The sequence below is a fragment of the Pseudomonas moorei genome (genome assembly GCF_042846945.1).
Lineage (GTDB): Bacteria > Pseudomonadota > Gammaproteobacteria > Pseudomonadales > Pseudomonadaceae > Aquipseudomonas > Aquipseudomonas moorei.
Genome location: NZ_AP035776.1, coordinates 1,904,881 through 1,928,201, shown reverse-complemented (window position 1 = coordinate 1,928,201; position 23,321 = coordinate 1,904,881). Strand labels below are relative to the sequence as shown.

Annotated in this window: 20 protein-coding genes; 17 read left to right on the top strand and 3 right to left on the bottom strand. The window is 61.3% G+C overall.

Annotated elements, in window-relative coordinates; genetic code table 11:
• Positions 1–151: 151 nt before the first annotated feature.
• From ACGJAX_RS08985 to ACGJAX_RS08910, 16 genes are all read left to right on the top strand, one after another.
• On the top strand, positions 152–946 hold the full coding sequence (locus ACGJAX_RS08985; RefSeq protein ID WP_390958460.1) for an ATP-binding cassette domain-containing protein: 795 nt from the start codon (positions 152–154) through the stop codon (positions 944–946).
• Positions 943–1,902, top strand: coding sequence for an ABC transporter substrate-binding protein (locus ACGJAX_RS08980; protein ID WP_390958458.1), 960 nt, complete (start codon positions 943–945; stop codon positions 1,900–1,902). The genes ACGJAX_RS08985 and ACGJAX_RS08980 overlap by 4 nt, the downstream gene beginning before the upstream one ends.
• Positions 1,899–2,909 (top strand): iron chelate uptake ABC transporter family permease subunit, encoded by a 1,011-nt coding sequence (locus ACGJAX_RS08975; protein WP_390958456.1) that lies wholly within the window; start codon positions 1,899–1,901, stop codon positions 2,907–2,909. The genes ACGJAX_RS08980 and ACGJAX_RS08975 overlap by 4 nt, the downstream gene beginning before the upstream one ends.
• Positions 2,910–3,106: 197 nt before the next feature.
• On the top strand, positions 3,107–3,529 hold the full coding sequence (locus ACGJAX_RS08970; RefSeq protein WP_390958454.1) for a hypothetical protein: 423 nt from the start codon (positions 3,107–3,109) through the stop codon (positions 3,527–3,529).
• A gap of 281 nt (positions 3,530–3,810) precedes the next feature.
• Positions 3,811–5,076 carry an urea ABC transporter substrate-binding protein gene (gene urtA / locus ACGJAX_RS08965; protein WP_090328640.1) on the top strand — a complete coding sequence of 422 codons (1,266 nt, stop codon included), beginning with the start codon at positions 3,811–3,813 and terminating at the stop codon, positions 5,074–5,076.
• 155 nt (positions 5,077–5,231) lie between these two features.
• On the top strand, positions 5,232–6,734 hold the full coding sequence (urtB, locus tag ACGJAX_RS08960; protein ID WP_390958452.1) for an urea ABC transporter permease subunit UrtB: 1,503 nt from the start codon (positions 5,232–5,234) through the stop codon (positions 6,732–6,734).
• Positions 6,734–7,813 (top strand): urea ABC transporter permease subunit UrtC, encoded by a 1,080-nt coding sequence (gene urtC, locus ACGJAX_RS08955; protein WP_390958450.1) that lies wholly within the window; start codon positions 6,734–6,736, stop codon positions 7,811–7,813. Before urtB ends, urtC begins: the two co-directional genes overlap by 1 nt.
• Complete coding sequence (urtD, locus tag ACGJAX_RS08950; protein ID WP_090328634.1) at positions 7,810–8,679, top strand: urea ABC transporter ATP-binding protein UrtD; 870 nt, start codon at positions 7,810–7,812, stop codon at positions 8,677–8,679. Before urtC ends, urtD begins: the two co-directional genes overlap by 4 nt.
• Positions 8,680–8,812: 133 nt before the next feature.
• Positions 8,813–9,511: an urea ABC transporter ATP-binding subunit UrtE gene (urtE, locus tag ACGJAX_RS08945; protein ID WP_008031204.1), complete on the top strand. Its 699-nt coding sequence runs from the start codon at positions 8,813–8,815 to the stop codon at positions 9,509–9,511.
• Positions 9,512–9,541: 30 nt separating this feature from the next.
• A complete protein-coding gene (locus ACGJAX_RS08940) occupies positions 9,542–10,378 on the top strand; it encodes an urease accessory protein UreD (RefSeq protein WP_390958447.1) in 837 nt (278 codons plus the stop codon).
• A gap of 122 nt (positions 10,379–10,500) precedes the next feature.
• Positions 10,501–10,803, top strand: coding sequence for an urease subunit gamma (gene ureA, locus ACGJAX_RS08935; RefSeq protein WP_007907366.1), 303 nt, complete (start codon positions 10,501–10,503; stop codon positions 10,801–10,803).
• Positions 10,804–10,812: 9 nt separating this feature from the next.
• On the top strand, positions 10,813–11,346 hold the full coding sequence (locus ACGJAX_RS08930; protein WP_390958445.1) for a GNAT family N-acetyltransferase: 534 nt from the start codon (positions 10,813–10,815) through the stop codon (positions 11,344–11,346).
• Between the two features lie 6 nt (positions 11,347–11,352).
• Positions 11,353–11,886 carry a GNAT family N-acetyltransferase gene (locus tag ACGJAX_RS08925; RefSeq protein WP_390958443.1) on the top strand — a complete coding sequence of 178 codons (534 nt, stop codon included), beginning with the start codon at positions 11,353–11,355 and terminating at the stop codon, positions 11,884–11,886.
• Entirely contained in the window at positions 11,886–12,191 is a 306-nt protein-coding gene (locus tag ACGJAX_RS08920; RefSeq protein WP_247257175.1) for an urease subunit beta, read from the top strand. The genes ACGJAX_RS08925 and ACGJAX_RS08920 overlap by 1 nt, the downstream gene beginning before the upstream one ends.
• Positions 12,192–12,330: 139 nt before the next feature.
• Positions 12,331–14,031 carry an urease subunit alpha gene (ureC, locus tag ACGJAX_RS08915; RefSeq protein WP_390958441.1) on the top strand — a complete coding sequence of 567 codons (1,701 nt, stop codon included), beginning with the start codon at positions 12,331–12,333 and terminating at the stop codon, positions 14,029–14,031.
• Between the two features lie 592 nt (positions 14,032–14,623).
• Positions 14,624–14,983 (top strand): DUF6124 family protein, encoded by a 360-nt coding sequence (locus ACGJAX_RS08910; RefSeq protein ID WP_390958439.1) that lies wholly within the window; start codon positions 14,624–14,626, stop codon positions 14,981–14,983.
• A 141-nt stretch (positions 14,984–15,124) separates the two neighbouring features.
• Here ACGJAX_RS08910 and ACGJAX_RS08905 read toward each other — a convergent pair whose 3' ends face one another.
• Positions 15,125–20,182 (bottom strand): dermonecrotic toxin domain-containing protein, encoded by a 5,058-nt coding sequence (locus tag ACGJAX_RS08905; RefSeq protein WP_390958437.1) that lies wholly within the window; start codon positions 20,180–20,182, stop codon positions 15,125–15,127.
• A 440-nt stretch (positions 20,183–20,622) separates the two neighbouring features.
• On the opposite strand from ACGJAX_RS08905, the gene ACGJAX_RS08900 reads away from it, so the two are divergent.
• Entirely contained in the window at positions 20,623–21,750 is a 1,128-nt protein-coding gene (locus tag ACGJAX_RS08900; protein WP_390958435.1) for an ATP-binding protein, read from the top strand.
• Positions 21,751–21,818: 68 nt separating this feature from the next.
• On the opposite strand, the gene ACGJAX_RS08895 is transcribed toward ACGJAX_RS08900, so the two are convergent.
• Together ACGJAX_RS08895 and ACGJAX_RS08890 are read right to left on the bottom strand one after the other, a co-directional pair.
• Positions 21,819–22,124 carry a chaperone modulator CbpM gene (locus tag ACGJAX_RS08895; RefSeq protein ID WP_090328616.1) on the bottom strand — a complete coding sequence of 102 codons (306 nt, stop codon included), beginning with the start codon at positions 22,122–22,124 and terminating at the stop codon, positions 21,819–21,821.
• A 23-nt stretch (positions 22,125–22,147) separates the two neighbouring features.
• Complete coding sequence (locus ACGJAX_RS08890) at positions 22,148–23,092, bottom strand: DnaJ C-terminal domain-containing protein (RefSeq protein ID WP_090328614.1); 945 nt, start codon at positions 23,090–23,092, stop codon at positions 22,148–22,150.
• Between the last annotated feature and the right edge of the window lie 229 nt (positions 23,093–23,321).

The following is a 23,321-nucleotide window of genomic DNA, read 5'->3' as shown; positions in this document are numbered from 1 at the left end:
GACTGCCCCGCGCATCACCCTGGCAGTTCCGGTTTTTCTTTCGGGCCCCTTCGCTGGCAAGCCAGCTCCCACAGAATTTGCACAACACCTGTGGGAGCTGGCTTGCCAGCGATGGGGCCAGTCGCATCATCGACGTAACAAGAGCCATTGCATGACCTCGCTTCACCTCAACAACATCACCTGGTCCCCCCTGGGCCACGGCCACGGCCACTGTCATCACCAATTCCAGCTGCGTGATGCCTCGCTGCACGTGGCCGCCGGTGAATTCGTCGGTTTGATCGGCCCCAACGGCAGTGGCAAGACCAGCCTGTTGCGTTGCGCCTGGCGCTTCAGCAAACCGCAAAGCGGCGAAGTCAGACTCGAGCATCACAACGTCTGGAAACAGTCGTCACGCTGGTGCGCGCAACGCATCGCCGTGGTCCTGCAAGAATTCCCCGAGGCCTTCGGCCTGACCGTGGACGAAGTGGTCGCCATGGGCCGTACGCCCCACAAAGGCCTGTTCGATGGCGACTCCCTCGAAGACCGACACCTCGTCACCCAGACCCTGGAATCGGTCGGCCTCAAGGGTTTCGAGGACCATGCCTTTTCCACTCTCTCCGGCGGTGAAAAACAACGGGGGATCCTCGCCCGGGCCCTGGCCCAGCAACCGCAGTTGCTGATCCTCGACGAGCCGACCAACCACCTCGACCCGCGCTATCAGCTGGAGCTGTTGAGGCTGGTCAAGCGCCTGCAGATCGGCACCCTGGCCAGCATCCACGACCTCAATCTGGCCGCCGCATTTTGCGATCGGCTGTACGTGATCAATCACGGCCGCATCGTCGCCAGCGGCACGCCCAAAGAAGTCCTCAACGCCGCGCTGTTGCGTAACGTGTTCGGCGTCGAAGCGCTGATCGATGAACACCCCTTGCACGGCTACCCACGAATCACCTGGATAACCCGACCATGATTTTGCGCTCCCTGCTGCGCTGCAGTTTCACCCTCGCTCTACTGCTGGGCAGCGCCCACGCCTTGGCCGAGGCCACGCAGTACCCGTTGACCATTCAGAGCTGCAACCGTGAGGTGACGTTCCAGCAGGCGCCGAAACACGCGGTCAGTCATGACATCAACATGACGCAAATGATGCTCGCCCTCGGCCTCAAGCCACAGATGGCCGGGTACAGCGGTGTGACCGGCTGGAAGGCGGTGACGCCTGAGATGCAGACCCTTCTTGATGGCTTGCCGGAACTGGCGGCCAAGTACCCGTCGGTGGAAACCCTGCTCAATGCCAACGTCGATTTCTTCTTCGCTGGCTGGGATTACGGCATGCGCGTCGGTGGCGACCTCACGCCGCAAACCCTGCAGCCTTTGGGCATCAATGTCTATGAGCTGACCGAGTCCTGCGCCTTCGTGATGAAGCGCCCGCCGGCCACGCTGGAAGACACTTACAACGACCTGCGCAACCTCGGCAAAATCTTCGATGTGCAGGATCGCGCCAACGCCTTGATCGGCGCCATGCAGACACGAGTCGCCGAGATCCGCAAGGGTCTGCCCGCCGAAAAACCGCGGGTGCTCCTGTACGACAGCGGGGAAGACCGGGCCATGACCTCGGGCCGCCTCGGTATGCCGCAAGCCCTGATCGACGCCGCTGGCGGACGAAACGTGCTCGACGATGTCGAGGCAAGCTGGACGAGGGTCAATTGGGAAACCGTGGTCGAGCGCAATCCACAGGTGATCGTGATCGTCGACTACAGCGAGATCACCGCCGATCAGAAGATCCGGTTTTTGCTCAACAACAAAGCCCTGCAATCAGTGGACGCGATCAAGCATCGGCGCTTCGTTGTCATTCCCTACGTACAGGCCACGCCGGGGATCGACAACGTGCTCGCGGTCGCCACCCTGGCCAAGGGTTTCCACGGCGAATGATCAACCGTCGCTACCCCTGGTTGCTGATCGCGCTCGGCGCGCTGTTGCTGATGTCGGCTGTGATGTCACTGGGTTTCGGGCCGGCGCGGGTGCCGCTGGACGTCGTCTGGCGGATTCTGCTGCACAAGCTCTGCGGCCTCGGCCTACCGGACTGGAGCACCGGGCAGGAACACATTGTCTGGCTGATCCGCGTGCCGCGGATGTTGCTCGGCGCGCTGGTCGGTGCCGGATTGGCTTTGATCGGCGCGGTGCTGCAAGCGGTGACGCGCAATCCGCTGGCCGACCCGCATCTGCTGGGCGTGACCTCCGGAGCGACCTTGGGCGCGGTGATCGTGGTGTTGCATGTGGGTGAAATCGTCGGCCTGCTGACCTTGCCCATCGCGGCGTTTATCGGCGCCTTGTTGAGCATGCTGTTGGTGCTGATGATCGCCAACCGCCAGGGTCGGCTGGACAGTGATCGCCTGCTGCTGTGTGGCGTGGCGGTGTCCTTCGTGATGATGGCGATGGCCAACTTGCTGCTGTTCATGGGCGATCACCGCGCCAGTTCGGCGGTGATGTTCTGGATGCGCGGCGGGCTCGGATTGGCGCGCTGGGAATTGCTCGCGGTGCCGGCCGCCAGCGTTTTGCTGGGGTTGCTGTTGCTGCTCGGCATGGCCCGGCCGTTGAACGCGCTGATGGCCGGTGAACAAACCGCCGTGACGCTGGGGCTGAATGCGCGAACGGTCCGGTTGCGGGTGTTCGTGATCGCCTCGCTGATGACTGGCGTGCTGGTGTCCATCAGCGGTTCCATCGGCTTTGTCGGGCTGATGGTGCCGCACATTGGGCGGCGACTGGTCGGGGCCGAGCATCGGCGGTTGCTGCCGGTGTGCGTACTGCTGGGCAGCGTATTTCTGGTGTGGGTCGATGTTGCTGCACGGACAATGATCGCCCCCGAGGACCTGCCCATTGGTGTTGCCACCGCAGCGATTGGCGGCCTGTTCTTTATCGGTTTGATGCGTCGTCGCTAACTCAGCGACTTGTTAACGAAAAAACACTTTACGCGCTGATGTCACTTTGAAAGATCTTGTTTTAAGTAGAGCCTGAACAACAGAAAAACAAAACTCATAATCCGCAGGGTCGCGAGTTGAGCAACTAATAAAGCTCGCACTTTGCACAGAGTTTATTCCTACAACTTAAACAACAAGATCCTACAAAAGAGAATTCCATGTTCAGAAAAATCATCGCGTCGATTGCATTCATTTCAGTACCGGCCTGGGCCGCACAGCCACCCTTCACCGGCACCGACTATAGCGGTCACTATCAATGCACCGGCAAGGACAGCCATATCGGCGACTATGAAGGCGTTGTCGACTTGAAACTCAATCCTGAACAAAGTACCGGGGAATATGGCGCCTATAACTTCACCCTGACCCTGGCGGACAACGCTCGATATAACGGTTTCGCCGCTGGCCATCTGAACTCGCTGGCCATCTATTTCGCCTACACCGATCCAGCGCCGAAAGATTATGGCGTGGGTATTGCCGAAATGGTTTCAACCCCTGAAGGGAAAGTGTCCTTCACCAAGTACTATTACGCTCCGGAGTATCAGGGCGGCGGTCACGGTATGGAAACGTGCGTCAAACACTGACTTCTCCCTTAGCGTCCCGCTGAGCCATCGCTGGAACACCGATCAATGTGAGGGCGGGCAGATCCGCTCCCACCGATGAACTCGGTATTCGCCCCAATCTGGCGCAACTGTGCGCACCAAGGCATCAGACACGATCCTTCATGGTGCGCCATCAACCCGCGCAACCGCTCTAAACCGACATTTCCCTGCCTTTTCCCGACCGGGCACAGCCCTTGCTAAAGACCCTTCAGTAGTTCGCATCTGCCAACCAAGAAAATTCATAAGTTCATGGAGATCGCACAATGAAGCGTCGTAGCTTGATCAAGGCTTTCACACTCTCGGCATCGATTGCCGCGATGGGCATGACCTGGACTGTCCAGGCCGCCGAGACCATCAAGGTGGGCATTTTGCATTCGTTGTCCGGGACCATGGCGATCTCCGAAACATCGCTCAAGGACATGGCGCTGATGACCATCGACGAGATCAACGCCAAGGGTGGCGTGAACGGCAAGATGCTGGAGCCGGTGGTGGTGGACCCGGCATCGAACTGGCCGCTGTTCGCCGAGAAAGGCCGTCAGTTGCTGACCCAGGACAAGGTCGCCGTGGTGTTCGGGTGCTGGACGTCCGTATCGCGCAAATCGGTATTGCCGGTGTTCGAGGAACTCAACGGCCTGCTGTTCTACCCGGTGCAGTACGAAGGCGAAGAGATGTCGCCGAACGTGTTCTACACCGGCGCCGCGCCGAACCAGCAGGCGATCCCGGCCGTGGAATACCTGATGAGCGAAGAAGGCGGCAGCGCCAAGCGTTACTTCCTGCTCGGCACCGACTACGTCTACCCACGCACCACCAACAAAATCCTGCGCTCGTTCCTGCATTCAAAAGGCGTGGCGGACAAGGATATCGAAGAGGTCTACACCCCGTTCGGTCACAGCGATTACCAGACCATCGTCGCCAACATCAAGAAGTTCTCGGCCGGTGGCAAGACCGCCGTTATCTCCACCGTCAACGGCGACTCCAACGTGCCGTTCTATAAAGAACTGGCCAACCAGGGCCTCAAAGCCACCGACGTACCGGTCGTGGCGTTCTCGGTGGGCGAAGAAGAACTGCGCGGCATCGACACCAAGCCGTTGGTGGGCAACCTCGCGGCGTGGAACTACTTCGAGTCGGTGGAGAACCCGGTGAACAAAAAGTTCGTCGATGACTGGAAAGCCTACGCCAAGAAACACAACCTGCCGGGCGCCGACAAAGCGGTGACCAACGACCCGATGGAAGCCACTTATGTCGGCATCCACATGTGGGCCCAGGCCGCTGAAAAAGCCAAGTCGACCGACGTCGACAAAGTCCGCGAAGCCCTCGCCGGCCAGACGTTCGCCGCGCCGTCCGGCTACACCCTGACCATGGACAAGACCAACCACCACCTGCACAAGCCGGTGATGATCGGCGAGATCCAGGCCGATGGTCAGTTCAACGTGGTCTGGCAGACCGAAGGCCCGATCCGCGCCCAGCCGTGGAGCCCGTTCATTCCGGGCAATGACAAGAAGCCGGAGTATGCGGTGAAGAGCAACTAAGTCATTGGAGGTCGGGCCCGGCATGCAGGTCCGACACAAATCCCTGTGGGAGCTGGCTTGCCAGCGATGCAGACGACTCGATGTACCTGATGCACCGAGGTGACGCTATCGCTGGCAAGCCAGCTCCCACATTGTCCGCGTCAAGGCGACTCTCTATGCCCACTGCCCTTTACCGCTTCATCCTCGCCATCGCACTCCTGCTGCCCATGGCCACCCACGCCGGCGACGCCGAAGACTTCGTCGCCGCCAATCCCGTGCAGCAGGCCAAACTGCTGGAAGCCTGGGCCGCGCAGCCCGATCCGGGCCGTATCGAACTGATCAACGCCCTGCAAGAAGGTGAATTGACTATCGATGGCCAGCCGAAAACCCTGCGCCTGAACAACCGCCTGCGGGGCCTGATCGACACCGCGCTGGCCAGCCATCAACTGCTCGCCGCCGACGCCAGACTCCGTCTGGCCGCCGCGCAGCAATTGCAAAAAAGCGCCAAACCCGCGCAACTGAAATTCCTCGACCAGCAACTGGCCGGCGAAAAGGACGAAACCGTTCACGCGGCCCTCAGCCTGGCCCTGGCCAATCTGCAACTGGTCGACACCGACCCGGCCGTGCGCCTCGCCGCAGTGCGACTGCTGGGCGAAACCGGCGATCCGCTGGCCCGCACCCGCCTCGAAAGCTTGCTGGAACCGGGCGTCGAAAACGATGCCAACGTGCGCACCGCCGCCGAAACCAGCCTGGCTCAAGTCAAACGCAAACTGCTGGTCGGCGAGTTGCTCGGCCAGGCCTTCAGCGGCATGTCACTGGGCTCGATCCTGCTGTTGGCGGCGCTTGGCCTGGCGATCACTTTCGGCCTGCTCGGCGTGATCAACATGGCCCACGGCGAGATGCTGATGCTCGGGGCGTACTCGACCTACGTGGTGCAGTTGATGTTTCAGCGTTTCGCCCCGCAGGCCATCGAGTTCTATCCGCTGATTGCCTTGCCGGTGGCGTTTTTCGTCACGGCGGCCATTGGCATGGCCCTGGAGCGCACGGTGATTCGTCACCTCTATGGCCGCCCACTGGAAACCCTGCTCGCTACCTGGGGCATCAGCCTGATGCTGATTCAGCTGGTGCGATTGCTGTTCGGCGCGCAGAACGTCGAAGTGGCCAACCCGGCCTGGCTGTCGGGCGGGATTCAAGTGCTGCCCAATCTGGTGCTGCCGTACAACCGCATCGTCATCATCGCCTTCGCGCTGTTTGTGGTGGTGCTGACCTGGCTGCTGCTGAACAAGACCCGACTGGGCCTGAACGTGCGCGCCGTCACCCAGAACCGCAACATGGCCGCCTGCTGCGGCGTGCCCACCGGGCGCGTGGACATGCTCGCCTTCGGCCTCGGTTCGGGCATCGCCGGCCTCGGGGGCGTGGCCCTGAGCCAGATCGGCAACGTCGGCCCGGACCTCGGCCAGAGCTACATCATCGACTCGTTCCTGGTGGTGGTGCTCGGCGGCGTCGGGCAACTGGCCGGTAGCGTGCTGGCGGCGTTTGGCTTAGGGATTGCCAACAAGATTCTCGAACCGCAGATCGGTGCCGTGCTCGGCAAGATCCTCATCCTCGCGCTGATCATTCTGTTCATCCAGAAACGTCCGCAAGGCCTCTTCGCACTCAAAGGACGGGTGATCGACTGATGAACCAGCCCCTGCTCGTTACCGCGACACAAAAAGCCGGCCCGACCGTCACGATTGCCGTGGGTGCGGTGATCCTCGTGCTGCTACTCGCATTGCCACTGCTGTCGCTGTTGTCTGCCGACAGCGCCTTTCACGTCTCGGCCTACACGCTGACCCTGGTGGGCAAGATCCTCTGCTACGCCATCGTCGCCCTGGCGCTGGATCTGGTCTGGGGTTACGCCGGGTTGCTGTCCCTCGGCCATGGCTTGTTCTTCGCCCTGGGCGGTTATGCGATGGGCATGTACCTGATGCGCCAGGCTTCGGGCGATGGCCTGCCGGCGTTCATGACCTTCCTGTCCTGGACCGAACTGCCCTGGTTCTGGATCGGCACCAGTAGCTTTCTCTGGACCCTGTGCCTGGTGGTGCTGGCGCCGGGGCTACTGGCGCTGGTGTTCGGTTTCTTCGCCTTCCGCTCGCGGATCAAAGGCGTGTATTTCTCGATCATGACCCAGGCCCTGACCTTCGCCGGCATGCTGTTGTTCTTCCGCAACGAAACCGGTTTTGGCGGCAACAACGGCTTCACCAACTTCCGCACGATCCTCGGTTTCGGCATCACCGAACCGGGCACCCGCGCCGTGCTGTTTTTCGCCACGGTGCTGTTGCTGGTAGCCAGCCTGTTCATTGGCTGGCGCCTGGCGCAAAGCAAGTTCGGCCGGGTGCTGACCGCACTGCGCGATGCGGAAAACCGTCTGATGTTCTGCGGCTACGATCCACGAGGCTTCAAGCTGTTTGTCTGGGTGCTCAGCGCGGTGTTGTGTGGCCTGGCCGGTGCGCTGTACGTGCCGCAAGTGGGCATCATCAACCCCAGTGAAATGTCGCCGACCAACTCCATCGAAGCGGCGGTCTGGGTGGCGTTGGGCGGTCGCGGCACGCTGATCGGCCCGCTGCTCGGTGCCGGCGTGGTCAACGGCATGAAGAGCTGGTTCACCGTCGCGTTCCCTGAGTACTGGCTGTTCTTCCTCGGCGCGCTGTTCATCGTCGTGACTCTGTACCTGCCCAAGGGCGTGATCGGTTTGCTGAAGAAAAGAGGTGAACAATGAGAGTCACTGCGACGGCTGAATTCATGCTCGAGCCAGCCTTTTTCCCCGTGGAGCCCAACAAGGACGCCGGCACCAGCCGCGACTCGATCGGCCTCGGCCAGCGCGCCGGCAAAGGCCTCAATACCCGGCACGGCACCATCCTGACCCTGGAAGACATCAGCGTCAGCTTCGATGGCTTCCGCGCACTGAACAACCTGAACCTGTACATCGGCGTCGGCGAGTTGCGCTGCATCATCGGCCCCAACGGCGCGGGCAAGACCACGCTGATGGACGTGATCACCGGCAAGACCCGTCCCAGCCACGGCAAGGCCTGGTTCGGCGAAACCCTGGACCTGACGCAGATGAGCGAAGTGCAGATCGCCCAGGCCGGCATTGGTCGCAAGTTCCAGAAGCCCACAGTGTTCGAGGCACTGAGCGTGTTCGAGAACCTGGAACTGGCGCAAAAAACCGACAAGTCGGTATGGGCCAGCCTGCGCGCGCGGCTCAATGGCGAGCAGAAGGATCGCATCGCCGAAGTGCTCGACACCATCCGCCTGACCACGTCGGTCAATCGCCCCGCCGGTTTGCTCTCTCACGGCCAGAAGCAGTTCCTGGAAATCGGCATGTTGCTGATGCAGGACCCGCAACTGCTGCTGCTCGACGAACCGGTGGCGGGCATGACCGACGCCGAAACCGAATTCACCGCCGAGCTGTTCAAGCGCCTGGCCGGCAAGCATTCGCTGATGGTGGTGGAACACGACATGGGCTTCGTCGGCTCGATTGCCGACCACGTCACCGTGTTGCACCAGGGCAGCGTGCTGGCCGAAGGTTCACTGGAGCAGGTGCAGGATAACGAGCGGGTGATCGAGGTGTACCTCGGTCGCTGATGGCTGAACACCTATTTAACTGTGGGAGCGAGCCTGCTCGCGATGGCGGCCTATCTGATAAAAAACCTGTCGCCTGACCCACCGCTATCGCGAGCAGGCTCGCTCCCACAAGGGATTCAAGGGGTATTTGAGAATGCTGCAAGTCGACAAGCTGCACCAGTACTACGGCGGAAGCCACATCCTGCGCGGCCTGACGTTTGACGTGAAGGTCGGCGAAGTCACCTGCCTGCTCGGACGTAACGGCGTGGGCAAGACCACCCTGCTCAAGTGCCTGATGGGCCTGCTGCCGGCCAAAGAGGGCGCGGTGAATTGGGAAGGCAAGCCGATCACCACATTCAAGCCGCACCAACGGGTGCATGCCGGCATCGCCTACGTGCCCCAGGGCCGGGAAATTTTCGGGCGCCTGACCGTGGAAGAAAACCTGCTGATGGGCCTCTCGCGCTTTCCCGGCTCCGAAGCCAAAGAAGTGCCAGCGTTCATCTACGAGTTGTTCCCGGTGCTGCTGCAAATGAAACAACGACGCGGTGGTGATCTGTCCGGCGGGCAACAGCAGCAACTGGCGATCGGCCGGGCCCTGGCCAGCCGTCCACGCCTGTTGATTCTCGACGAGCCCACTGAGGGTATCCAGCCGTCGGTGATCAAGGAGATCGGTGCAGTGATCAAGAAGCTCGCGGCCCGCGGCGACATGGCGATTTTGCTGGTGGAACAGTTCTACGACTTCGCCGCCGAACTGGCCGATCAATACCTGGTGATGTCGCGGGGCGAGATCGTGCAACAGGGTCGTGGTGAAAATATGGAAGCCGAGGGTGTACGCGGTCTGGTTACGATCTAATCTGTAGCGTCCTAACGATAATTAAAAAACATGAATCTACCTGCCTCTCTTTTGTTCACGCCCAGTTGGCACGCCGAGCTCGAATTGGCCTACGCCCGGTTCGGCGATACCTCGCGCCCGGTGCTGCGCCGCCACAAGGGCCCGCTGCGTGTACAAAAACATTTGTATGCCGAAGGACCTGAAGTCTGCCAACACATCATCGTCCACCCGCCCGGTGGAATCGCCGGCGGTGATCGGCTGGAGATTTCGGCCAGCGTCGAACGCGATGCCTGGGCGCAGATCACCAGTCCCGGCGCGGCCAAGTGGTATCGCGCCGCCGGCCCCGCTTATCAGCAATTGACATTGCGGGTGGCGGCCGGTGCGACACTGGAATGGTTGCCCCAGGAAACGATCATCTTCAGTGCGGCGCAGGCTGAGCTCAGCACCGCCATCGACCTTGAAGGCGATGCGCGGCTGTTCTACTGGGACGTCGTGGCCCTGGGTCGCCCGGCCAGCGGCGAACGTTTCGACCTCGGACACTTTCAGGCGCAACTGGATATCCGCCGCGACGGCCAGTTGCTCTGGCACGAACGCCAGCGCATTGTCGGGGCTGATGGTTTGCTCGACTCACCGATTGGCCTGGACGGACAACCGGTGTTCGCCACCCTGTTGGTGACCGGGGAAATCGAGAGTGACTTGCTGGAACGCTGCCGCTCGCTGCCCCATGCCGTGCGCGGGGATCTGACGCAATTGCCGGGGCTGTTGGTCGCCCGGTGCCTGGCCAGCGAGGCGCTGCTGGCCCGTGGCTGGCTGATTGATGTGTGGAGGTTGCTGCGCCCGGCACTGCTTGGCCGCGAAGCCATGCCACCGCGAATCTGGAACACCTGAACACCGATCCCCGTGGGAGCTTTTGCCGGCCTTGAGGTCCCCATCGCTGGCAAGCCAGCTCCCACAGGGGTTGTGTTGATGTACCCGAATACCTTTTTAATCTGCCCTGATGGATTGCACCAATGGACCTGACCCCACGCGAAAAAGACAAGCTACTGATCTTCACCGCCGGCCTGGTGGCCGAGCGGCGTTTGGCCCGCGGCGTAAAACTCAATTACCCGGAGGCCATGGCCTACATCTCCGCCGCGCTGCTCGAAGGTGCCCGCGATGGCCAGACCGTGGCCGAGTTGATGCACTTCGGCACCACCCTGCTCAGCCGTGAGCAAGTGATGGAAGGCATCCCGGAAATGATCCCGGAGATCCAGGTCGAAGCGACCTTCCCCGACGGCACCAAACTGGTCACCGTCCATCAACCGATCGCCTGAGACCACGCCATGACTTACCACATCCGCGATGCGGTACATGCCGACCTGCCGGCCATCCGCGATATCTACAACGATGCCGTGCTCAACACCACGGCCATCTGGAACGAACAGGCCGTGGACCTGGGCAATCGCCAGGCCTGGTTCAGCGCCCGGCAATCCCAGGCCTACCCGATCCTGGTGATCGTCAACGCCGAAAACCAGGTGCTGGGCTACGCTTCATTCGGCGACTGGCGGCCTTTTGATGGCTTCCGTCACACCGTCGAACACTCGGTTTACGTACGCAGCGACCAGCGCGGCCATGGCCTCGGTCCACGGTTGATGGAGGTACTGATCGAACGCGCCAGGGAATGCGGCAAACACGTGATGGTCGCCGCCATCGAAAGCGGCAACGCTGCGTCCATTCGCCTGCATGAGCGCACCGGCTTCGTGATCACCGGGCAAATGCCGCAGGTGGGCACCAAGTTCGGTCGCTGGCTGGACCTGACCTTTATGCAACTGACCCTCAATCCTGGCGCGCAACCACCGAGCGCCAACAAGGAGTGATACCCGATGAACCCCGCCCAACTGCGACGCGTCAATGTTGAAAGCTTTGCGCACTATCGTCAGGGTTTGATTGATCTGCTGCTCGACGCCGTGGGTTATGGCGCCAGCGTCGGTTTCATGGCCGACCTGGACGCTGCCGGGGCCCGCGCGTACTTCGATGAGGTTCAGGAAAACCTGAACAAGGGCCATGTGCTGCTGTGGGTGGTGGTCAAGGACGAACAAGTGCAGGCCAGCGTGCAACTGACCCTGTGCCAGAAAGCCAATGGCCTGAACCGTGCCGAGGTGCAAAAGCTGCTGGTGCGCGAACACGCGCGGCGCCGGGGGCTGGGCCAGCAGTTGATGAACGCTCTGGAGCAAGCGGCCCTGCAGAACAAGCGCGGCATGCTCTACCTCGATACCGAAGCCGGCTCTGTGGCGGAAGATTTCTACAAGGCCCTGGGCTACACCCGCGCCGGCGAAATCCCCGACTACGCCTGCGACCCGAGCGGGCGCTACAAGCCGACCGCCCTCTACTACAAGATTCTCCAAGGAGCCCATTGATGATTCCCGGTGAATACCAGATCCAGCCCGGCGACATCGAACTCAACGCTGGCCGTCGCACCCTGAGCCTGACCGTGGCCAACAGCGGCGACCGGCCGATCCAGGTCGGCTCGCACTACCACTTTTTCGAAACCAACGACGCCCTGACCTTCGACCGCACCGCCAGTCGTGGCATGCGCCTGAACATTCCCGCCGGGACTGCCGTGCGCTTCGAGCCGGGGCAGAGCCGGGAAGTCGAGCTGGTCGACCTGGCCGGGCATCGGCGGGTGTTCGGCTTTGCCGGGCGGATCATGGGGAATCTCTGATTAAGGCGGTGTCTGTTCCGGCCCCTTCGCGAGCAGGCTCGCTCCCACAGGGTAATGCGATCAACTGTGGGAGCGAGCCTGCTCGCGAAAGTGAGCGCAGCGAACGATTTCAAATTCAATTGAATCTCAAGGCAAACGAATGAAAATCTCCCGTCAGGCCTACGCCGACATGTTCGGCCCCACCGTCGGCGACAAGGTGCGCCTGGCCGACACCGACCTGTGGGTTGAAGTGGAAAAAGACTTCACCACCTACGGCGAAGAAGTGAAGTTCGGCGGCGGCAAAGTGATCCGCGATGGCCAGGGCCAGAGCCAGCTGCTCGCCGCCGACGTCGTCGACACCCTGATCACCAACGCGCTGATCATCGACCACTGGGGCATCGTCAAGGCCGACGTCGGCCTCAAGGACGGGCGCATCGCCGCGATCGGCAAGGCCGGCAACCCCGATGTCCAGCCCGATGTCACCATCGCCATTGGCGCCGGTACCGAAGTCATCGCCGGCGAAGGCATGATCCTCACCGCCGGCGGCATCGACACCCACATTCATTTCATCTGCCCGCAGCAGATCGAAGAAGCGCTGATGAGCGGCGTCACCACCATGATCGGCGGCGGCACCGGGCCGGCCACCGGCACCAATGCCACCACCTGCACGTCCGGCCCGTGGCATCTGGCGCGGATGCTTCAAGCCGCCGATGCCTTCCCGATGAACATCGGCCTGACCGGCAAAGGCAACGCCAGCCTGCCGGGGCCGTTGATCGAGCAGGTCAAGGCCGGTGCCATCGGTCTCAAGCTGCACGAGGATTGGGGCACCACACCGGCGAGCATCGACAACTGCCTGAGCGTTGCCGACCAGTACGATGTGCAGGTGGCGATCCACACCGACACCCTCAACGAATCCGGCTTCGTCGAAACCACCCTCGCCGCCTTCAAGGGCCGCACCATCCACACCTACCACACCGAAGGCGCGGGCGGTGGTCATGCGCCGGATATCATCAAGGCCTGTGGTTTCGCCAACGTGCTGCCAAGCTCCACCAACCCGACCCGGCCGTTCACCCGCAATACCATCGACGAACACCTCGACATGCTGATGGTCTGCCATCACCTGGACCCGAGCATTGCCGAAGACGTGGCCTTCGCCGAAAGCCGCATCCGCCGCGAGACGATTGCCGCCGAAGACATCCTCCACGACCTGGGTGCATTCTCGATGATCAGCTCCGACAGTCAGGCCATGGGCCGGGTTGGCGAAGTCATCACCCGCACCTGGCAAACCGCCGACAAGATGAAAAAACAGCGCGGCCCGCTGCCCGGCGACGGTGAAGGCAACGACAACTTCCGCACCAAGCGCTACATCGCCAAATACACCATCAACCCGGCGATCACCCACGGCATCAGCCATGAAGTGGGCTCGGTGGAAGTCGGGAAATGGGCCGATCTGGTGCTCTGGCGTCCGGCGTTCTTCGGGGTCAAACCGACGCTGATCCTCAAGGGCGGCGCCATCGCGGCCAGCCTGATGGGCGACGCCAACGCCTCGATTCCGACGCCGCAACCGGTGCACTACCGCCCGATGTTCGCAAGCTACGGCGGCTCGTTGCACGCCACCAGCATGACCTTCATCAGCCAGGCCGCACAGGCCGCCGGCCTGCCCGAAGCCCTGGGCCTGAAGAAAAAAATCGCCGTGGTCAAAGGCTGTCGCCAGGTGCAGAAAACCGACCTGATCCACAACGACTACCTGCCGAACATCGACGTCGACCCGCAGACCTATCAGGTCAAGGCCGACGGCGTGTTGTTGTGGTGTGAACCGGCGGATGTGTTGCCGATGGCGCAGCGGTATTTCCTGTTCTGAAGGTGAGCGGCTCGCCCAATAAAAAACCGAGGTGGGTGACCGCCATCGGGTTTTCTTTTTCTGCCGTACGCGTCAGCCGGCCCGGCTTTGCTGCCGGGCGATGATTGCGGCAATGGCGCTGATGGACAGCAGGTCATCCGAGGCATTGGCAAGGGAGGCAGCTGCGCGCAGGTTAGCAGACCGATGAGCCAAGAAATCGGCGCGCCGAAGCGCCCTGCGCACAGCCACCATCAAGTGCAGGGATGGGATACCTGACTGACAGAGGCAGTGTGCGTCTTGACATCAACGGGCTGCTAAATCCGACCACTGATGGGCAGTGGCCGCAAAACAATAGAGACCCGCACCAAGGCGCACAAGCCGGCGGATTCTGGCGCAACTGTAGGCAACGGCACAAGCTTTTGTAGCCCGAATGAAGGCATGCTGACAGCGCTTAAACAAACCCTTCGAGCACCGTTTAACCGACGGAAAAGAAACGTTTAGAAACGATGAAAACGCTTGAAAAATCGAGGAAGCATCCGACGTCTTTTTAGGGTTGGCCGTCGGAAGTCAGAGGGGTAGCGTGGCCACTCCAGACCTTCCACGGAGACTCCCCATGCCCAACGTCACCGATTCACCCGCTGGATCAGCCCCTCAAAACACCGATGCGCACCTCTGCACGCCGGCAAGAAAGCTACACCCCGCCGTCGACCGCGCACTGGACTATTACCTCAAACCCGACATCCCGGTGACGGCCGCCACGCGTACGCCCCGCACCATTTTTGTCGTTGCACCGGACGTCGACAACGAAACGCTGTTGGCCCATGCCTGCGAGTCATTGGCGTCGGCGAGTGTGATGGCGAGTGAATTTGCCGGGATGCTGGACGGCGCGAACCGCAACGCCATGCTGGCGCTTCAGCAGGTGATCATGCTCAGTGAGCTGGCGGTGAATCGGGTACTGGACAATCGCGCGTGAACCCGAAAAAGCGCTGTCCGTTCAGAACGAGCACCGTATCTGTGGCGAGGGAGCTTGTCGGATCGCCGCCCGGAGCAGGCTCGCTCGCCACAGGTTACTGATTGCTCGTTCTACCTCTTGAATGAACGTTCTGGTTCGCGGTTATTGAGCGGGCTCAAGCTCAAGCCGCGGTAATCGGGCACGTTCGATCGCTTGTTGAGTGATCAATTTCAACGTTTGCCGGATCTGCCGGTCGATGTCGGTCAACGCCTTGATGTAGTCCTCATCGCTCATGACCTGCCCTTCGCTGAAGGCGTTTTCGTCGCGGTTCAACTCACGGCAAAGCGCCTTGATCTCCACGTCCAGGTCCGCCCTGGCGGCCGGTTCCACAGTCTCTGACCGACGCTGCAGCGCATCCTGCAACTCCGTGGTCGCGTCGATCTGTCGCTTCAAACTGTCCAGTTCACCACCGCTGGAAGACTCCAGCCAGGTTTTCCACAGAGGCTGTTCAAGGATTCGATCCGTGAGCAAGTCACCCTCCTCCAGCGCCACGATTCGCCGGAACGCCGCGTCGATCATCTCCTTGGTCACACCGGCGATCTTGCGGAACTGCATGCCCCGGGCCTGCCACGGCAAATCCAGGCGCTGGGCCAGATCCGTCATGTACGCCAGGTGCACTTCCACTTCATCGATAGTGCCCGTGACATTGCCCTGGTCGTCGAGTCGCCGGAACCGCTCCCCAGCCGCCAGTCGTGACGCCACCCGTTGGCGGGCGATGGCGCCGAGCTCGTCGAGCCGCGACTTGCCCTGGGCCAACTCCAGCAGCCGAGTTTCGATCAGGTCCGCGCTGCCCAGGGCGTAGGCCTCATGAATCAGCACCTGCAGGCCCATGGCGTTGAACAGTTGCGTACCGCCGTCCACACATTCGGTGGGTGTTGCGGCCTCGTTGAACAGTTTGACCCGCAGCTCGCTGTCCTTGGCCATGGCTTCGAGCATGCGCCAGACCTTGGCGGTCAGGTCCGTCTTGTAGGCATCGCCCGCCGTGAAGTCGGCCGATTGAGTGAGTTTGCGGATTTCATTGAAGAACGGCACCGAGTCGAACTCATCCTCGACCTCGTTCCAGAATTCTTGTTTTTCCTGCCATTGCCGTTCGGTCATGCCCATCCACCAGTCGGCGCTGTCGAGCGTGCCGCGCGGCGGGTACGGTCGGTCAGGGTCCATGCCCACCGACTCGATGTAGGACTTGAGGGTGGCGAGGTTATCCGGCGAAATCCAGCGCGGCTCACGGCTGATCAAGGTGCGCGCCAGCAGTTCGGCGCGAAACGAACCGGGTGCGACCTCCGGGATCCGGGTGATCGGGTTGTGTCGCAGGTCGAGGTAAATACTGCGCGGCCGCGACTGGGAAAACAGTCCGACGGGCCAACTGTCCAGGCCTGTTTCATTGAGCAAGATGACCTGCAATTGCGGCATCCGACTGATGTTTGGCGTGAGCTTCAACGGGTTGCCCCGCAAGCCCAGCGACCGCAGATGAACCAGCCTTTTCAGGCGATCCACCGCCAATGCATCCAGTTCGATACGATTTTCATTGAAGGACAGGTCGGTGAGATGACTCATCTCGCTGATGGCCTCGGGAACGGCGGTCAGCAGGTTGTCTTGCAGGTTGAGATAACGCACCCGGCGAAACGAGGCGAGAAACCCCAGGTGCTCGTTGCGCAACTCGCCGCTACGCAGGCTCAGGCTGGTGACGTGATCGAAGTTGGCCTCCAGTTTCGGCAGCGTCTCAAGGATCCGACGGATCAAAGGAAAGTCGTCGAGCTGCAACCATTGCGGGTGCACCACCCCCGTCACTTGCACGCCCTCGGGTCCGGTGCGCTGCCAGCATTGCCGGATCGCCTTGTAGAAACGCTCGCGGGCGCGCATTTCGGCAATTCCTGACGGCGTGAAACGGAAGGACGCCGTTGGTGAATTCATCCAGTTTTGCATCGTCCGGTTCAACCGATCGAACTCGGCCTCCAGCGCGGACAGGCGATCATGGGGCGAACCACCGTTCTGAGTGAACTCGGTCAACAGTGTTTCGATTTCGTCCTGGCTAAAGCCCGGATACAACGAGCGCGCCCGGCGCCGCAATCCCATGCCGCGCGGGACTTGCGCATAACCCGGCATGCCACCGCGCAAGCGCATGACGCTCGGGTCGTAGGACGGTTTGAACAGCGGGTTGTCCCGCAGGATCGGCTCCAACATGGCTCGATCCAAAGGCTGTGCCTTCACCGCGCGCTCAAGCCCTGCCGCGTCATGGATTTCATAACCCAGGGCGATGCGCTGTGGGTCGGGTAAGGCGTGCAATACGGCGGCATAAAGCGAGTCCGCGCCGTGCAGGTGTTGATTGAGTGCGTCCCGTGCTTCATACCGGCCATCCTCCCCCCGGATCAGCACTTTGCGGATCGGCGCGTCATCCGGGCCGAGACTGTCGTGCAACCGCCCTGAAAATGAATAGTCCCGAATCTCCAGGCGCAGGTCCGCAGGCCAGCCAGGCAGGGCCGCCAGAGAGTGCAGCTCAAGGCGCTCGGTGTCAGTGTTGTGCAGTTCGTCGAGGTACAGGCCCTCATAGGCGCGCGCCACTCGCAACTGGTGCGCCGCTTCTCCAGCCTGTTGGGACAACCTCAAGGGCACGCGTTTTTTCTCGGCCAGGTGTTTCAGGTCCGAGGGGTCGGCATGATCCAGCAGCGCTTGCGCCACGCTGGTCGACAGCGACGACTCGTCGCCCTTGAGCAAGCTCACACGGGCATCGTCTGCACGTTCCCGGCGCTCGTACAGTTTGTCGAACAGACGCTTTTTACTGCCCCGCGTCTGATCGGCCAGGCGTTCGCGCAAGGCCTGGGTGCGCGCCTTTGCATCCCCGGCAAACCACTGCCCCAGCATTTCGCGAAGGGCCTGTTCGTCCACGAACCCGACCACCCGTTCCGGCAGCGCACCACCCAGCAAATCCTGCCAGGTCAGCTGCAAGGTGTCGGCCGGCAACGCATCGGCATAGCCCTCCTTGATCACCGCCCCCGACAGGCCCGGCCCCTCGAACACTTCGATGGCCTTGCCCTCGGGCCAGCCCGGCAGTTCAGTCATGAAGCGCACGGCATAATCGGCCCAATCCTGACCGATTCGACCGGCCAGTATCTGGTCTGCGCACGCCTCGGCTTCGGCGTACGCCTTGAAGCGCTTGAGGGTATCGGTCAGCAGGGCCGGTGCGGCTTCGTGTTCCACGTGCAGCCGGCGCAATGCATTTTCGTGAACGCCACTGACGGTCAGAATCTGCTCCAGGGTTTGATCCGTGAAACCATCCACCGAGGCGCCCAAACGCTTGAGCAATTGGCGCCGATCCCATTCCAGCGGCTGATCGAGCTCAGTCTTCCACAGGCCCGCGCCGTTATGCTCCAGCAAGGGCTGATAGGCGTTGGCGCGGGTGGGGTGTTGCAGGCGAGGCTGGCCCGTGTTCGGGTCCTCTTTGACTTCGTAGCATTTGTCATCAATGCGCAGCAGGTCCTGCTCCTGATGCCGGTACAAGCCCTTTTCACCGACGATGGCCTCCTTGGGCAAGGTGGCCGACTGTTCATACGGCGTCAGGTCCGGATTCCACAACCGCGGCTTGCCCGCGACCTCCACGGGCTTGAGCCCTTCGACGAAGGGCGAGACCTTGATCGGCGTCAGCTGGCCGGCTGGCACCCCATGACCGGCGCCCATCAGCGCCAACTGTGCAAAGTTGATCAGTACGCCATTGAAGTAGGCAGTGGCCTCTTCCTTGTCACCTTTGCTCCAGTCTTCGATACCCTCGGCCACTTCGGCGAGCATCTGCGCAATCATGATGCCCAGCATCGCTTCGCCCAGACCCGGCACCAGCATCGCGGCAAAGTTGAAGAGGTTCCAGCCGATGTCCAGGTAACTGGTCAGGCGCTTAAAGCGGGCGTTGGCGTCCTCGTCGTCGGTGGGCACCGCGATGCGTCGGGCATCGGCGATGGCCTTGTCGCGGCGTTCAATGAACAGGGTCGCCCACAGATCGCCTGTGATCTGGTTGGTGATGGGTTCTGCATCGGGATTCTCGACCGCCGTTTCACGCCACCACGGCCCCATGTCCAGCGGCTCGCGTTGTTGCCAGGTAACCGTTTTGAGGCGTTCGTTGACCCGGCTGAAAAACAGCCCCTTGTCCTTTTGCGCCACGAACCGGCTGAAAAAGGCCTGGTATTGCGAGTCGCGCAGCTGTCCGATCAGGGTTTTCATGAACGCGGTCAGGGACGGGTATTCCCTCAGTGGATGTTCCGGATCATCCGGTACATAAGCGATCAAGGGGCCGGACAAACGGCTCTGATGGTAGATGTCGTCCCGGCGCAACAGCTCATCGTTGAGCCCCTGGGGACCATTGGCGAAAAACGCCTGCAGCAGCTTGAACCGCTCGTACTCCGAGCCTGGCAGTACCGGGATGCGCTGCGACCACTCGCTCCAGAACTTCACTGAGTCAGGGGTCAAGGCGTCGATCGCCTGCTTGATCTGCGACGGATCGCTGATGGCGCTGAACAGCACGATGCCCGTCAACCGAAAGCCCAACAGCGACAATCGATGGCAGTGCAACGGCCGGTCGTACAGCGTGGCATCGGCCTGGCTCTGGTGCAGTTGCCCGAGCTGGCCGTAAGCATGGTCGCTGATATCGCCCTTCAATCGGGCGATCAGTGACGCCACCTGAAACGTGGCTTTTTCACTGGCCACCGATTCGTCCTGCAAGGCGCGCCGGGCTTCGGGTGTCGCAGGCAGCAAGATGGATTTGATGTGCCGCTGGTACTGCCCGCCAATGTCGAGGCGGCGGCACATCGATGCAAACCCGGGCAAGGAGACCCCAGGCTCAAGCGCAAGTGCGCCGCGCTCATCCTTGCGATAGATACCCGAGCTGCTGCGCCAGGCGTCTTCAGCGGTTTCCGATTCCTCGAAGTTGTGCAGCGCCGCCTCCAGCAACGTGGACTGCCGCACGCGACTGGCCCCGGTATCAATGACGAAGGCAATTTTGCTGGGCACTTCAAGCTGCGCACTCAAGGCGTCGATGTTCTCCACGCCATTGAAGTTCGCCTGCATCGACGCACTGAGCAGAGGTTCGGCGAAGGCCTTGATGTCGTGCTGCAAATCGCCCAGGGACTTGTCCAGCACGCCTTGCACGCGTGCCTGTTCTTCGATCAGTTCTTTCAAGTATTGGCGGTCTATTTCCCGTGCAGCGCTATACCACTCGGGGGTCTCTGGTCTCAGTGTTTCAAGGCTTTTCAGTCTCGACATCGAGGCCTTTTTGATTGCGCCGGGCATTACCTCGAGTACACGACTGTAATGAACCCCATTATTTTGCGCGGGCGTTGCCCGCAAGTTGCTTCCATGCAAATCAGACACTGTTCAATCACCTTGATGACAGGATAGGAAGCCACAGGTTTATTCACCGGCGCGTGAAAAAAAAGAGCAAATTCCTGTTGGGCCACCCCTCTGAAAAGGCGCGCATAGTTCGAAAATCAAAGAGCCATCGATAGGTATGTACCGCCACAAATGCTTCTGGTCATGCCGTCGCACCAGCGGTCGTATTTTTCCCGTCAAAGAGACTACTATTCGAATCGCTGACCTCGATTCATGCTCAGGTAACCGCCATGCGTCTTTCCGAATTCATCACCTTGAACGTTAATCGCATCGTCGATGAGTGGGAGCAATTCGCCAAAACCATCACCCCGGCCGCGCATTCGATGGATAGTGCCTCGCTGCGCGACCATGCGAAGTCGATCCTGCTGGCAGCGGCCAGGGACATGACAAAGCCTCAAACACCCAGCGAACAGGCAGCCAAAGCCCGTGGCGAAGGGCCGGAAAAGACCCCAAGCCTGGATGAGGCCGGCGCCAGTCACGGCGAATTGCGCCACAACGTGGGTTTTGATCTGGTGCAGATGACCAGTGAATTTCGCCATTTGCGTGCCAGTGTGATTCGTCTGTGGATCGGCAGCCTGAACAGCCCCGACCTGGCCTACTTCCAGGACATGATTCGCTTCAATGAAGCCATCGACGAAGCCCTGGCCGAGTCCACCGCGGCCTATGCCGAGCAGGTCAATCGTTCGCGGGACATCTTTCTGGCGATTCTCGGCCACGACCTGCGCGCGCCGCTGCAAGCAGTGAGCATGTCTACCGAACTGCTGCTGCGCAAAACCACACTGGAAGGCGACGCTCTGACGTGCGCCATCAACATCAAGCAAGGGGCGCGGCACATGGCCGCGATGGTCAGCGACCTGCTGGAACTGGTACGCAGTCGTCTGGGCAGGACTCTGCCGATCGAACCTGCGCCCATGGACCTGGCCGAAGCGGCACACGCGGCGATTGCCGAAGCCTGTGCGGGCAATCCGGAGTGCGATCCGACGCTGGAAGTACTGGGCGACGTACGGGGTGTCTGGGACGCGGGGCGCATCGACCAATTGTTGCAGAACCTGATCGGCAACGCCTTGCAGCATGGTTCGAACAAAGGCGAGGTGACGGTGACCCTCAAGGGCGAGCCGGAAACGGTTCAGCTCAGGGTACACAACCACGGCACACCGATTCCCGAGGACGCCATCGCCACCATTTTCGATCCGCTGGTACGCAGTGCCGACGAAGAACTGGGCCAGCCTTCAACCAGCCTGGGATTGGGGTTGTTTATCGTCAAGGAGGTGGTCACCGCCCACCAGGGGACGATTGAAGTCAGCTCGAATGAAGAGGACGGCACACTGTTTACCGTGGTGCTGCCCAGAAAGGTTTGAAGACGTGATGACCGGCGGGCTCTTGTGGCGAGTGAGCAAGCTCTCTCGCCACAGATTCGGTGTGCCGATTACTCCACCACCAACCGCCCCAACCGCTGTCGCAACATCCGGTTCTCCGCCCGCAGTTGCTGCACCTCTTCGAGCAAATCCAGCGCCAGGGCGACGCCTTCCCATTCCAGTTCCAGGTCACGCCGCAGTTTGGCGGCGCGCTTGGCCAGCGTCAGTTCGTAATCGGTGAAGCGCCAGTCCTTGGGCGCGCCCCCCTGGGGTTCGAGGATGCCGTGCTCGACGATTTCGATCACGTAGACGTCCGACAGGTCGGTCGCCTCACAGAATTCTGCCATGTCCAGTTGAACGATCAGAGGGCTGCTCATATCGGGCTACTCCGGGTCTTGGATCAGAAATGTTCTCTCGGGTCGAACGCGGCCTTCTTCGCCAGTTCCTGCCACAGGGCCTTGATCTCATCGTCCGATTTTTTCGGCATGACGGCCTTCAGTTGCACGAACAGGTAGCCACGTTCTCCCGCCTTGCTCAGCAGGCCATGGCCCTTGGCCCGCATGCGCTGGCCGTTCTGGCTGCCGGCCGGCACTTTGAGGTTGATCTTGCCGGTCAGGGTCGGCACCGCCACTTCGGTGCCCAGGGCCAGTTCCCAAGGGGCCAGCGGCAGCGTAATGATCAGGTTTTCGCCTTCGACATCGAATTTCGGGTGCGGCGCGAAACGGATGGTCAGGTACAGGTCGCCATTGGTGCCGCCACCGATGCCCGGTGCGCCCTGGCCTTTGAGGCGAATACGCTCACCGTCGGTCACACCGGCGGGGATCTTCACGTTCAGGCTTTTAGTGGTATTGCTGACATGCTGGCCGGCAGCGTTGTACTGCGGCACCTGGAAGGTGACCTTCTTAGATTCGTTCGAGAGGGTTTCCTCCAGGAAAATCGCCAGTTCCATTTCCACGTCCTGCCCCCGACGCCCGCTGCTGCGACGCGACTCTGCCCCACCAAAGCCGGGGCCACGGTTACCGAAGATCGAACTGAAAAAGTCCGAAAAATCGCCGGTATCCTGACCGCCGCCACCGAAACCGCCACGGCTTTGCCAGCCCGGTGGCCCCTGGAACGGTTGACCATGCTGGCCATAGCGGCGCAAGTCGTCGTATTCGGCGCGTTTGTCGGCGCTTTTCAACGCTTCATAGGCCTCGGAGGCATCCTTGAACTTGGCCTCGGCGTCCTTTTCCTTGCTGACGTCGGGGTGGTACTTGCGAGCCAGCTTGCGATAGGCGGCCTTGATCGCCTTGTCGTCTGCGGTCGGCTCCACGCCGAGAATCTTGTAATAGTCTTTGAAGTCCATCGCGGGAATCACCATCCGTTATCGAAATCGCGCCACCTGACACAGCATGCGCTTTTTTGCAGCACAGGGTTTGACCGATCTCAAGTTTGTGACCGGGCAGCGCTTCAGAAGTTTATCGGCAGCGGGCGGGGCGAATGGCGCCTGCCCCCTCGGCTGTCCGGTTAGATGCAGGGTAGTTTGGGGGCGATGGCGCGTCTTTCAAGCCATTGATCAGCAGATTTAGCAGATA